The sequence below is a fragment of the Microbulbifer mixtoriginis (SeqCode) genome, assembly GCF_052467945.1.
This window is the reverse complement of the sequence record NZ_CP174328.1, coordinates 2,446,772-2,460,026: the sequence shown is the minus strand read 5'-3', so window position 1 is coordinate 2,460,026 and position 13,255 is coordinate 2,446,772. Positions and strand designations below refer to the sequence as shown.

The following is a 13,255-nucleotide window of genomic DNA, read 5'->3' as shown; positions in this document are numbered from 1 at the left end:
GGTGACGGAGATTCGCAACAGGACACTATGGGTTACTGGAGCCAGTTCCGGCATTGGCCGCGCCTTGGTCTTGCGCCTTGCCGAGCATAATAACTTTGTAATTGCCAGTGGGCGCCGGCGTGAAGCGCTAGAAGAGCTGCAACAGCTCGCTTCCACACATATTCGCATACTCGACTGCGATGTGGCCGACGACAGCGGTATGGCCTCTACCTTCGAGCGCCTCAAGGATTTAACCGATCATCTGGATACGGTAATTGCCTGTGCTGGCACTTGTGAGTACGACGATGATTTACAGCTTGATACCACAATGTACCGGCGGGTTTTTGATGCCAATTTCTTTGGTGTAGTGAATACATTGCATTGTGCTTTACCGCTGCTGGCTGTCAGTGCTTCTCCGGTTTTTGCCGCATTGGGCAGCTTATCTTCGCTAGTGCCATTTCCCAGGGCAGAGGCTTATGGCAGCTCCAAAGCCGCGCTGGATTATTTTCTGGCATCGGTACGTGGGGATGTCTGTCATACCAATCTCAAGGTCGTGTTGATCCGCCCTGGTTTTGTCGACACCCCGCTCACCGCGCAGAACGACTTTGACATGCCTTTTTTGATTAGCGCGGAGCAAGCAGCGGAGTATATTGAGGTGGGGTTGGCTCGCAGAAAATCCATAATCGATTTTCCTTTGCGCTTGAGCCTGCCACTGCGTTTTCTCGGATTTTTCCGTTCTCTTTGGTTTCGTTTTTGCACACCAAAAATAAGTAGGATTCGTACCTTAAGGAAGAGTTGATGCGTATTGCCATCGTCGGGAGTGGAATTGCCGGCATGACGGCGGCTTATCTTTTGAGCCGCAAGCACGAGATTACCTTGTTTGAATCACAGGACCGCCTGGGGGGACATACTGCGACTATTGATGTAGAGGAAGAAGGCAAACGAACCCTGGCTATTGATACCGGCTTTATCGTGTATAACGACTGGACCTACCCGAACTTTATTCGTTTACTTAATGAGCTGGGTGTCGAATCCCAGCCAACCTCTATGGGTTTCAGTGTGCGCTGTGATCGGGAGGGCTATGAGTATGCCGGCAACAATCTCAATACATTATTTTCCCAGCGCTCCAATCTTCTCAGTGCCGGCCACTGGCGCATGTTATGGGATATAGTGCGGTTTAATCGCACTGCTATGCGAGATTGGCGCGAGGGGCGTCTTCACGAGGGCCTGACCCTGGGTGAGTATTTACCGGCAAATGGCTATTCGGCCGAATTTGCCAACCGTTATCTGGTGCCCATGGGTTCGGCAATTTGGTCGGCCAGTGTGTCGCAGATGCTGGAATTCTCGGTGAGCTTTTTTGTGCGCTTCTTTTTCAATCACGGGCTGCTCAATCTGCTGCGGCGGCCACAGTGGCGCGTGATTAAAGGGGGCTCTCGCTCTTATATTCCTGCGCTGAGTGCGCCCTATGCCGACAGGATTCGGCTCTCCACTAAAGTGAAATCCCTCTGGCGCAAGGAGCAAAGCGTAGAGCTAGTGACCAGTAAGGGGGAGCAGCTGACGTTTGATCAGGTAATCCTTGCCTGCCACTCGGATCAAGCGCTGGAATGCCTTAAAGATACCTCTAATCTGGAGCGACAACTGCTCAGTGCCATCCCCTACGCGTGTAATAGTGTGGCTCTACATACCGATTCCACTTTATTACCACAGCACAGGCGCAGTTGGTCCAGCTGGAATTACCGCTTGCGTGCCGAAAGCGATGAGCTGCCGGTACTCACTTACAACATGAATATCCTGCAGGGATTGGCAACGGATAAAACCTATTGTGTCACCCTGAATGCTGAGGAGCGTATCAACCCCAAAAAAATTCTCGCTCGCTTTGAATACGCGCATCCCCAGTTTTCTGTGGCGGGTAATCGTGCCCAACAGCAGTGGGAGAGGATAAACGGAGTGAATCGTACCTGGTTTTGTGGCGCTTACTGGGCCAACGGATTTCATGAAGATGGGGTATGCAGTGCGCTGAGGGTTGCCAAAGGGCTTGGGGTTGATTGGTGAAGGAAAAGCCAAAGGCTATCGTTGCGGGCGCGGCCATGAAGAGCGCTATTTATACTGGCTGGGTTCAGCACCGTCGTTTTGCGCCCCGTCAAAATCAGTTCCGCTACAAAGTGTTTATGGTTTATTTAGACTTGGCGGAGCTGGATGATTTTTGCTCGTTATCGCGCTGGTGGTCCAAAAAGCCCTGGGCACCGGCTCGATTTCGTCGCGAGGATTTTTTTGGCGATCCGAAACTCAGTGTCGAAGAGGCTGTATGTCTCAGGGTTGAGCGGGTTGCGGGAGAGCGCCCGCAAGGGCCCATACGTGTGCTCGCTAATTGGCGCTACTTTGGCTATAACATGAATCCCATCAGTATTTATTACTGTTTTGATGCCGAGGGCAGGGAAGTGCATTGGCTATTACTGGATGTTCATAATACCCCCTGGAAGGAGCGTCATAGCTATGTACTCGATTGCCGCTCTGGGGCTCGTGTACAGAAAGTAGCTTTTGCAAAGACTTTTCACGTCTCCCCATTTATGCCGATTTTCCAGGGATATCGCTGGAGAAGTATTACTCCCGGCGATCGCCTAACCGCGTATTTACAGAATTTTGATTTAAGCGATGAGGAGCAGGAAGAGCGCCCCTTATTTGATGCCATTCTCAGTCTGCGCCGCAGTGAGCTGAGTGGTGACCTGCTCAATCGTATCCTGATCCAGTATCCATTTATGACCGTAAAAGTGATTGCCACAATTTATTGGCAGGCGCTGAAATTATGGTTCAAGCGCACACCTGTCTATGCCCATCCCGGTGGCAGGGGTGAAGTCCAGGGAGGGGAGAAGCGTTTATGAATGCAAAAGAATCTTCACAGGTTATTGTCGAAGGAGAGAGCCAGTCCTGGTTGATCAGGCTCGCCCGCAAGCTGGTTTTGGGCAAGATGCAAGTGATAGAGCGCGGCCATCTATTGATTGAAGAAGGGGATAGCCATTACCGTTTTGGTCAACCAATTGAACAGGCAAAAGTTCGGGCGCATATTCGTGTGCGGGATCCCATTGCCTATGTACAGGTATTGTTAAACGGCACTATTGGTTCCGGTGAAGCCTATATGGAAAAGGTTTGGGACTCCCCGTGCTTATTGGATGTCATTCGCCTGATGGTTGACAATATGTCCCTGATTGAAAGTATGGATAGCCGCTGGAGTAAATTGCCCCGTGTGCTGCTGCGTGTCCTGCATCGTCTCAACAGTAACAATCGCAGTGGCTCGCGTAAAAACATTGCTGCACATTACGATCAGGGAAATGATTTTTTTCAGTTGTTCCTCGATAAAACCATGCTCTATTCCTCGGCGATATTTCCCTCAGAGCAGACAACCTTGTACCAGGCTTCCATCCATAAAATGGAACATATTTGCCAAAAACTGCAATTAAAGCCCGGCGACCACTTGCTGGAAATAGGCACTGGTTGGGGGGGCATGGCTATTTATGCGGCAAAACACTACGGCTGCCAGGTAACCACTGCGACTATTTCTGAAAAACAATATCAATACGCTCGCCAATGGGTGGAGCGTGAAGGACTGCAAGATAAAGTACACGTGCTGCTACAGGACTACAGGGATTTAGAGGGACGCTTTGATAAACTGGTCTCTATTGAAATGGTTGAGGCAGTAGGGCACGAATACCACCACAAATTTTTCTCAATTTGTGGGCGCCTGCTTAAAGAGGATGGCCTGATGTTGATGCAGGCCATTACCATTTCGGATCAACGCTACCATCAATATCGCAAAGACATTGATTTTATCCAGCACTATATTTTTCCCGGCGGCTGTCTGCCATCTAATCAAGTGATTGCTCAGCAGACTGCCATGGCTACCGATATGCAGATTGTGGGATTAGAGGATATTACTGCAGACTATGCGCGTACCTTGCAACATTGGCGCAAAGCATTTTTGAATCAGCTGCCGCAAGTGCGCAATTTGGGCTTTGACGATCGCTTTATCCGCATGTGGGAATTCTATTTGTGTTACTGCGAGGGTGGCTTTATGCAGCGGGTGATTAGTACTGCTCAGTTCGTCTTCGCCAAGCCACGCGCTCTTATCGACTGATATGTGGCGGTTGATAGTCAACGCTTTATTATTTGATATTGCCTGGCCTCTCTGTGTGATTGTCGCACGCCCCTGGATTGTAGTGCCCTTTACCTTGATCAATTTGTTCATCCACTTAACTTTTGTGGCAAACCTGCGTAGGGAGACTTTGTGGTTGGGGGGTGTTTTTCTATTTGGTGTGGGGGTGGATTCCATTCTATTCCATTTAGGTGTCTTGCAAAATCTCAGCGGTATTTCTTGGCCACCCATCTGGCTGGTGTGTTTATGGTTGAACTTTGCGATGACATTGCGTTACAGCTTGGTGTTTTTGCAGCGTAATTTGTGGTTGGCAGTGTTGCTGGGTGGTTTTTTTGGTCCTTTTAGCTATTACACCGGCGCTTTTCTGAATGGCACCGTAGAGCTGGGTCAGCCCCTGTGGCAATCACTGATGATCCTGTCTCTAATTTGGGCATTGATATTGCCGGGATTTAGTTACTTGGCTCGCGCTATTAATCCCGCTTATCGGTAAAGAGTTTTATCTCTGTTCGCGGGTGAATTTTTATGTGAAAGCTTGTTTTTAAGCTTTTGCTTGGCAGGTAGGCCCCTTTCCTTGAAGACTCCCTAAAGACCTCTTAACTTTTTCCTCCAGGCAATCACAATGGCTTTGGCAGGTTCGAAAGCCATATCAAACTCCGATTGTTAGGCTATTTGGTCACTCTTTTCTTCGCTTTTTCTCACTGTCGACTGGCGCCATCTTCAACCAACAGCTAAACCTAAAGATGAAAAGCGTGACATATACGCAATCTCTAGGCTCAGGCTGTAAGAGGTGACTGATGAAAACTGGTATTAGCGCAACTGCAGGATTTTGCATAGCTCTATTAGCTGGCTGTGCTGCTCAACCGGAACAGGTACCTGGTGCCGGTGGCATTGTGATTGATACCTGGGGCGTCAATATGAACCAGTATCAAATCGACCTCTCTGAGTGTAAGGGGATTGCTTATTCCACCTACAGCGACCAGGGGCGCCGGGGGTTAACCGGTGCTGCGGGCGGAGCTGTAGTGGGCGGCGCGCTGGGCGCTATTGTTGGTGATAGCAGTCGCGCAGCGGCGGCAGGTGCTGGAGCGGGCGCTCTGGTGGGGGGCCTCTCTGGTGCTGGCAGTGCCGGTGCAGAAGCCCAGCAGATTATCAAGAACTGTCTGCGCGGGCGCGGATATCGCGTGCTCAATTAATTCCCCTCACAGGAGTTAGCCAGGTTTTCTCGTGGGTCCTCTGATATTCGGCAACCTCACAGGACTTGGCTTGGGCCGGGAAACCCCCGGCTCTTTTTTTTCTCTTCTTAGCCGCGGCTTTTTAGGCCGAATGCACAGGGTTGACCTTCAGTGAATGCCACGGGAGTAGGTTATGACCAGTGGGACTACCATCAATGCCTATGGGGTTATGCAAGCCGGCGGACCCTTTAAACCGTATCAGGTAGAAGTGGGGGATCTGGGAGCAACAGAGGTGGAGTTGGAGGTGCTTTACTGTGGTATTTGCCACAGTGATCTCAGCATGATTGAGGATGAGTGGGGGGTGTCCAAGTTCCCCATAGTTGCGGGTCATGAAGTGATTGGACGGGTGTTGGCTGTGGGAGAGCAGGCTGGGCACTTTAAGCCCGGTACGGTTGTCGGCCTGGGTTGGAATTCCGGCTATTGTGAGACCTGCCACTACTGCCGGCGGGGCGATCAAAATTTGTGTGCCGAAGCTCGCTTTACCACTCTTACCGGCGGGGGTTTTGCCGATAAAGTTCGTGCAGATATGGGTAGCCTGGTGGTTATTCCAGAGGGAGTAGACCTAGTTTCGGCTGGGCCTCTCCTGTGTGGCGGCATTACGGTATTTAACCCTCTGATACAGTTTGATATTCAACCGACGGCTAAAGTGGGGGTGATTGGTATAGGAGGCCTGGGGCATTTGGCCTTGATGTTTTTGAATGCCTGGGGTTGTGAGGTAACGGCATTTACTTCCAGTGAGCATAAGCGCACCGAAGCTCTCTCTCTCGGTGCTCACAAGACATTGAATTCACGTGATCCGGAGGAAATTAAATCAGCCTCCATGAGTTTCGATTTCATAATCTCCACGGTCAATGTCAATCTGGATTGGGATTTATATATTCAGGCTTTAAAACCAAAAGGGCGCCTGCATTTTGTCGGTGCTGTTGTGGATCCAATCCAGTTTACCCTCTTCCCCATGATATTTGGCCAGCGCGATATCTCAGCTTCTCCAGTGGGCAGCCCAGCAGCCATTGAAACGATGCTTGACTTTGTCGCACACCATCAGATCAGGCCGCAGGTGGAAATTTATCCTATGAGCCAGATAGAAGAAGCTTTTAAGCATTTGAAGTCGGGCAATCCCAAGTATCGTATCGTGCTGTCCAGGGAGTAATAGGAGGGATTGGGGTGCTATTAGGATCATTGCGGTCAATGGCGATCTTCTCAAACTTTTCGATACGCGGGTTCTGATTTTATTTTCTTTATTTGTTCTTAGTAAGCTGTAAATAAACCGCTTAATCTTGATGGCACTTAAGGTGCCTTTTTTATGGTTGTTATCCCTCTCTGTAAAAATTTTCGAAATGCAGGTAGGCATACATGTACCATTTATTTAGATGCTTAATGAGAGTGAATCATTTTCTAGTGAATTTTTAACTGTAGGTGCAGTCGTATAAATTTCTTTGTCAATAAAAAATAAATATAAGGTGATTATAGTAAGGTTGAGCTGCAGGGTTGCGAGGGAAGGGGTTTAGGTGCTTGTTTATCAAGTTTTTCCCTGAAAGATAACTAAACAATTTACTTGTTAGAGCTTTTGTCTGCGTAGCGTTTGTTTGTTGGTTTAGAGTTCTTGGAGGTACTTATTTAAAAGATGAAGCTCTGGTGTAAGCTAAAAACTTCTCTAAATAGAGAATTTAGTATCAGTTTGAGTGTTACACTTTTTGTAAGGTTCAAATAAATATTTGTACTTGTGTGTTTGGTTTTAAATTTAGGGGAGCTCTAAAAAGTAAGAAACTTGACCAAGTTTGAAAGACATTAATTTGCATTGAAAGTTAATTTCCAGATCTTTAATAAAGATAAAAGGTAAGATTCTGTGAGTAGTCCAGTTAAAAACTCCAAAATAAGATCCCAGTTCAATATTTCAATCTGCCACTTGATTGCACAGCAAATGAAAGCAGCTCTTCATCGCATAGCGATTATTGATGGGGAGGTCAGAGTGAGCTACGAGTGCCTGCTGCAGCGGGCCGGCGCGATTGCGGCGGAGCTTGAGCGCCGGGATATTCAACCCGGCGCCTTGGTGGGGGTATGTATGAAGCGCTCCTGGGAGCTTGTGGCAACTTTAATTGGCGTAATGCGAGCAGGATGTGCCTATGTACCTTTGGATCCAGCTTACCCTCAAGATCGTGTGGGTTACATGCTGGAACATTCAGGTGCTGTGGCAGCTATCGTGGATAGTGATAGCTCTGCGGACCTATGTCGCGAAGTGGGTGAGTTAATCTGGCTCAACAGAGTGAGTGCTCAAGGCAAAGAATTTCTAGCTGATTCAGCGGGGCCATCAGCCAGTGACTTGGCCTATGTGATCTATACCTCTGGCTCTACCGGCAAGCCAAAAGGTGTTGCGGTTGAGCATCAGTGTATTGTGGCTATGTGCCACTCTATGGATGAATTGTTCAGTGAGGAAGAACTCCGGGGGGTCTTTGCAGGGGCTTCAATCTGTTTCGATACTTCTGTAATGGAAATCTTCGGGACCTTGTCACTTGGGGGCACAGTAATACTGGGTAAGAATATACTGGAATTACCAAACCATCCGGCAGCAGATCAAGTCAGAACCTGCGTATCTGTCGCCTCCGCAATGCAGACATTATTAGCTTCCGAGAAGTTGCCAGCTGGACTTCAGTGTCTTGTATTTGGTGGAGAGGCATTAAAGCGGTCACTGGTTGATCAAGTTTATACCTTGAGGCCAGGGCTACGGTTGTTTAACGCCTATGGTCCTACCGAAGATACCGTGTATTCGACCATTGCCGAAATTAAGCCTGGCACTAAGTCGATCACAATTGGAAAATCAGTACCAGGCTCCCGTGCCTATATTTTAAATGAGTCCATGCAACCCGTTTCTTCAGGAGAAGCCGGTGAGTTGTATCTTGCAGGAGGTAAGCTGGCAAGAGGTTATTTATATGACGAAGCCCTCACTAAAGAGCGTTTCATCAAAATAGAATCTAGTGACCTCATCCAAGATAGCCGCTTATATAAAACTGGGGACCTGTGTCAGTGGGCGGAAAATGGAGAGATCGAATTTCTTGGCCGAATCGACCAGCAGGTTAAGGTCAGGGGGTTCCGCATTGAGCTTGGGGAGATAGAGTCGACGCTTGAGACTATGCCGGGTATTGATGCTGCTGCAGCGGCCGCTGTAGATGGTGGTATTGGCCAGAAAATGCTCGCGGTCTATATTGTTAACCAGGATAAAACGGTAACAGATACAGCCGTTAAAGAGTTCTTGGCACAGCGACTTCCAAAATATATGGTCCCGCAAATTGTGAGGCACCTAGAGGTATTACCTATGCTCCCCAATGATAAGCTCGATCGCAAAAAGCTTATGGAGCTAGAGGAGGGCTATGCTGGTTTGGAATTAAGTGTTGATGCAGTGAGTAATTCCAGAGACTTGATGCAGCGCCTGATTGGTTCCAGCTCAGAGCAGCAAACCATCTTATTATCGATTATTCAAAGAGAGGTGGCCGTTCTCCTGAATTTTCCTGATCCGAAAGAAGTATCTCCAGAACAGCCTTTCTCTGGTCTCGGCCTCGATTCCCTCACAACTCTGGAATTGGCCAGACGTTTGAGCAACAACTTGGGTCGCTCGGTTGCTTCCCAAGCGATTATTAATTACGCCACTCCTAATGCCCTAGCGAACTACATCCTCGGCACTTTGAGTGATGGCGAAGCCAAGGGTTCGGATGAAAAAGTGAACCGCACTGCATCGGATTCACTTGCCAGCTTCCAATCGCATATCCAGTCCAGCCATCCTACATTCCAGGCTGCAAAAGCGCCGTCCTGGTCTGCACTGGATAAGAGCAAGCTGGTGCAGGAAGTCATGTATATGGTGAACGACCAGCGAAGAAATCCCTATAGCAAAGTCTTACGAACAGGTAGTGCCACTCATGGCACGGTGAGTGATGTTTATAACGATGAAGAACAGGAAGCAATAATCTGGACCACCAATCTATATCTTGGCCTGAACCGAGATAAGAAAGTTATGCAGGAGGCCGCTTCCGCAGTAGCGAAATTTGGTACTGGTATGGGGACCTCTGCGGCAGCATCAGGCCTTACAGATCTTCACCTGGAGTTCGAGACTGAGTTTGCACAGCTGGTCGGAAAGCCGAGCGCTTGCCTGTTCCCAACAGGTTATACCGCTAATGTTGGAGTGGTTGCAGGGCTTCTTGGTAAAGACGATGTAGTGGTTATCGACCAGCTTTGTCATGCATCTATTGTGGATGGTGCTCGTCTTTGTGGTGCCACGATTAGGACCTTTAAACATAATGTTGTGGCCGACCTGGAGTCTGTGCTTGAGTCGGAGGTATCCCCATACCGAACGGTCCTGGTTGTTCTGGAGGGCGTATACAGCATGGGAGAGGGCGCCGCACCGGTAGCCAAAATTGTCCGCGCGGCCAAGAAATATGACGCGCTTGTCTTGGTAGATGAGGCACATTCTTTCGGTTTTTATGGTGAAGGTGGAGCGGGCATTTGTGCCGCTCAGGGAGTTACCGATCAAGTAGACTTTGTTATGACAACGCTCAGTAAGGCACTTGGTAGCCTCGGTGGCGTTATTGCGGCGAAGGAAGAATATGTAGATCTTTTGAGATCATCATCCAGAGCTTACATTTTCCAGGCTTCGATCAGTCCTGCAGATATTGCCGCGGCATTGACTGCTTTGCGCAGGCTCAGCACCGATGATGGTTTACGGGAGCGGCTCTGGGATACGACACGCTATATGCGGCAGCGCTTTGAACAAGCTGGCTATGATTTGGGAACAGGGGATGGGCCTATTGTCACGCCGCACTTTAGTAACAAAGACAAGCTGTTTGCGATAGTACAGGAATTATATAAACGTGGTGTTCAGACATCAGCGGTTACCTATCCCATAGTGGAGAGTGGGCGTGGTCGACTCCGACTGATTTGCTCGGCAGCTCACACGAAAGAGGATGTCGATAAAACTGTTGAAGCTTTGATTGAGGCGGAGCGGGAAGTTGATAGCTCATTGGTGGCTGGTAAAGAGCAATCGATGGATTCAAACTCTGCACAGTCTGAAGTAGAAGCTTGGGCTCATAGTTTTTCCAGCTATCTTAAACGATCACTGGCCAAGCGCTCTGGTCCAACGCCAAACTTGTCTTTATCCATTCGTGTTTCTGACCAGTCAGAGCCAGTAAGGATTTTGTATTACGACGGCAATATCACTTTGAGCGATCATGAAATTTCCGGTCTGCCCACGTGTTCAATACTTCTTAAAAGCAGCGGGGCTGTTTCCGCCTTGCACTGCTCCGATGTACAAAGTCTGCTTAAGAGTATCTGCGAAGGAGGCTGTGTGTTAAATGGCCAAGTGGAAGCGTTTATTTGGTTCATCGCGCGCATGGTTGATCTGCGGCGAGGCTCTAAAGAGTCGGCGCGCAGCGAGTTGCGCCGCGAGCAAGCCGTTTGCTAGTTGAGGTGAAGAAATAACTTAGCGCTAAAAAGGCTCTAGATGTTTGGCCCCTAGGCAAATGCTGCGGGGCCTCTATCCAAATTAAGATAGCAGCGGGGAGGCTCAGATAAGAGTATCTACAGAAGCAGAGGAGTTACAGGGTTTCTACAGTTGTGTTTCTCCTCTGTAGAGCCGCGCTCCTTGCAGACTTTACTATTTTGCTTATCTATCAGCAGAGTTGTCGAAGGTTTTGATTGATTTCGACTGTCCAGCTTTCAGAAACCCCTGCGTGTTCAGCAAAGCCTTGCCACTGCTTCACGGCTGCTGCTACCTCTTCAATAATATCCATGGGCCGTTTAATACTGATTGCTCTTCCCACGGCAAGCAAATCCTCAAGTTGGAAGTGGTCGCGTTTGCCGTTGATACTCATCTGGTGCTGGCTGGTCCAGGCGCCGCCCGGATTGTGGGCATAGGTTACATCGAATGCCGGCGATAGAGACCATTCGCCTTTGGGGTTCATCAGGAACGCAATATTCTTTGTATGATCATCCTGGTTTCTGGCTAAAACATTGAATACCATTCGGCGATATTGCTGAATCGCCTCATTCTTGGGCAGGTAAAGTTCACGCATAACGCTAAAGGCTTGTTCGTATGAATGGGCACCAGCCATGTTGAAATCCAGGTGCGCGATGCCGCAGAGAGACTGCATATGTAGTTTCTTGCCATTCACCCGATCGAAGCGCCGCGTCATAAAGTGCGCTCTGCCATTTTCTTGCAAGAGCTGGCAGTCTGCCATGTTTATACCGGCTTCGATGGCCATCAGATGATAAGCATATTCAATGCGTCCATACCCATCGGTTGTACCGAGCTCAAGGTCTCCGGCACCATCGAATTTTAGTAGCCAATAATCGTAATCACTGGATGCGGGAACTTGGCCTGAACGTATATCTCCTTTGTTATTGATGGCGATAACTGCTTTTGCTCTGGCGCCCCCAGCGCTAGTGCCCACTCTTAATATGTCTAGCAGTGCACCGGATTTCTCCGCATCGCTGTTGCCAAGTTGGGCGTTAAGGTCGGTCTGCTTATGAGTGATTGTTGCTGCTAGTTTTACCAGTTCTTCAATATTGAGATCGACGGAATCCCTAAAACTACCATCTACTGCAGGCTGAAATTCCAGTGCGCCCATTCCACGGGTACCGGTATAGCAAAGTCGTTCAATAGGGTTAAAGCTTTCCGGAGTTCTCCCCTGTCGGGCGAGCCAGGCATCAATAACGGCATTACCGAATTTGTCCGGCAGGCAGTCTGCAAGGAGCCCCGGTAAGCCCTTAAAGGTGTCCCGACTGAGAGTGCGGAACGTATAGGGCTCCTTTGAAGCTTCGATAGGCATAGTAATTGGAGCAATATCCAATCCACTCTGCAGAAATTCCGGTGCGTACTCAAAGGCTCCATACCCAGTACTATCCCAGTGGACGGCCCCAACTATCTCTCCCCATAATTGCACCACTGCAGTATTTGTTTGGCTTACCATTCTGGTTTACCTCTCTTTTTAATTTTGCTTGCGCGTGTCTTGGAGGGGCTTTCTGCAGAGGTCTCTTTAAGCGCTTTCTCAGCGCTAGAGGCTCTGGCTCTTTTTCGCTGTTTGCCGTGAAGAGCAAGTTGCATAGGGCTGACTGTTGGGGCCGGGAGAAAAGCTTCCAGTGCGTCCAATCGGCGTAGGACTCTCAGTGCGGCGACCAGGCTGTCTAGCCTGCCGCGACCAGCCTCTAAACCTTTGATGGTGGAGGTGGATAAGCCGGCACGTTCAGCCATATCATCCTGGGTGAGATTCATGCGCAAGCGATACTCTCTAAGCCGGTCGCCCAGTGTCGCAAGTATCTGCTTATCGGATTGTCCATGGAGGTTCATAATAGCTGTTTTTCAATCTCTTATGAGTGAAGACCTACTTTAATAGGTGACTTTTTGTCTATTATAGAAAGATTATATAATATGTCATTAATAGGTACATTTATACCTTTTAAGCTTAGTATTACCCTTTATTGGGTAGAAAGGCACCTTTTAGAATAGTGTAGGGAGTCGCTAATTAAACTGTGAAGCGGATACCCCTCCCTCGCGGCAGGGATGAAATGGGTAGGTAGGGATATCCAGTTGGCCGGGAAGAGAGTTGCCGACAATGGTAAAGAGAGGCGAAATCTAATAGCTCACATTGCATTTCTTTGCGTAGAGCTTTCAGTATTGTTTCTAGGTTTTGATAAGTTCTGGATTTCCTTCACTTTTGATCTACCAAGATCCAATGTTCCACTTGAGGGTATGACTGGCAGTGAAGATAGTGGAAGTCCGCTTCTTATCAAAGAACAGTAGGAAGGGCAGTTCTCTGGTTTTGTTACTTGGAATTCCAGTGACAGAGATCTGCGCACCTGTCATCGTGAGCATTATGACAATGAGGAAATTATGTCTACATTTCTCATTATTTAGATT

At 48.7% G+C, this 13,255-nt stretch carries 10 protein-coding genes; 8 read left to right on the top strand and 2 right to left on the bottom strand.

The window, feature by feature from the left end; all coding sequences use genetic code 11:
* Position 1: 1 nt before the first annotated feature.
* The 8 genes from ACJJIJ_RS10825 (at position 2) to ACJJIJ_RS10790 (ending at position 10,801) form a co-directional block, all read left to right on the top strand.
* Entirely contained in the window at positions 2-778 is a 777-nt protein-coding gene (locus tag ACJJIJ_RS10825; RefSeq protein ID WP_444937397.1) for an SDR family NAD(P)-dependent oxidoreductase, read from the top strand.
* On the top strand, positions 778-2,031 hold the full coding sequence (locus tag ACJJIJ_RS10820; RefSeq protein WP_444922961.1) for an NAD(P)/FAD-dependent oxidoreductase: 1,254 nt from the start codon (positions 778-780) through the stop codon (positions 2,029-2,031). The genes ACJJIJ_RS10825 and ACJJIJ_RS10820 overlap by 1 nt, the downstream gene beginning before the upstream one ends.
* Positions 2,028-2,858 carry a DUF1365 domain-containing protein gene (locus tag ACJJIJ_RS10815; protein WP_444937396.1) on the top strand — a complete coding sequence of 277 codons (831 nt, stop codon included), beginning with the start codon at positions 2,028-2,030 and terminating at the stop codon, positions 2,856-2,858. Before ACJJIJ_RS10820 ends, ACJJIJ_RS10815 begins: the two co-directional genes overlap by 4 nt.
* A complete protein-coding gene (locus ACJJIJ_RS10810) occupies positions 2,855-4,108 on the top strand; it encodes a class I SAM-dependent methyltransferase (RefSeq protein ID WP_444937395.1) in 1,254 nt (417 codons plus the stop codon). Before ACJJIJ_RS10815 ends, ACJJIJ_RS10810 begins: the two co-directional genes overlap by 4 nt.
* A gap of 1 nt (position 4,109) precedes the next feature.
* Positions 4,110-4,616 (top strand): DUF2878 domain-containing protein, encoded by a 507-nt coding sequence (locus tag ACJJIJ_RS10805; protein ID WP_444937394.1) that lies wholly within the window; start codon positions 4,110-4,112, stop codon positions 4,614-4,616.
* A 304-nt stretch (positions 4,617-4,920) separates the two neighbouring features.
* A complete protein-coding gene (locus ACJJIJ_RS10800; RefSeq protein ID WP_252082282.1) occupies positions 4,921-5,316 on the top strand; it encodes a YMGG-like glycine zipper-containing protein in 396 nt (131 codons plus the stop codon).
* A gap of 172 nt (positions 5,317-5,488) precedes the next feature.
* Positions 5,489-6,505 carry an NADPH-dependent aldehyde reductase Ahr gene (gene ahr / locus ACJJIJ_RS10795; RefSeq protein ID WP_252082281.1) on the top strand — a complete coding sequence of 339 codons (1,017 nt, stop codon included), beginning with the start codon at positions 5,489-5,491 and terminating at the stop codon, positions 6,503-6,505.
* Between the two features lie 771 nt (positions 6,506-7,276).
* Positions 7,277-10,801, top strand: coding sequence for an amino acid adenylation domain-containing protein (locus ACJJIJ_RS10790; RefSeq protein WP_444937393.1), 3,525 nt, complete (start codon positions 7,277-7,279; stop codon positions 10,799-10,801).
* A gap of 208 nt (positions 10,802-11,009) precedes the next feature.
* Here ACJJIJ_RS10790 and ACJJIJ_RS10785 read toward each other — a convergent pair whose 3' ends face one another.
* On the bottom strand, positions 11,010-12,308 hold the full coding sequence (locus ACJJIJ_RS10785; protein ID WP_252082278.1) for a type II toxin-antitoxin system HipA family toxin: 1,299 nt from the start codon (positions 12,306-12,308) through the stop codon (positions 11,010-11,012).
* Positions 12,302-12,685: a helix-turn-helix transcriptional regulator gene (locus ACJJIJ_RS10780; protein WP_252082276.1), complete on the bottom strand. Its 384-nt coding sequence runs from the start codon at positions 12,683-12,685 to the stop codon at positions 12,302-12,304. Before ACJJIJ_RS10780 ends, ACJJIJ_RS10785 begins: the two co-directional genes overlap by 7 nt.
* Positions 12,686-13,255 lie beyond the last annotated feature (570 nt).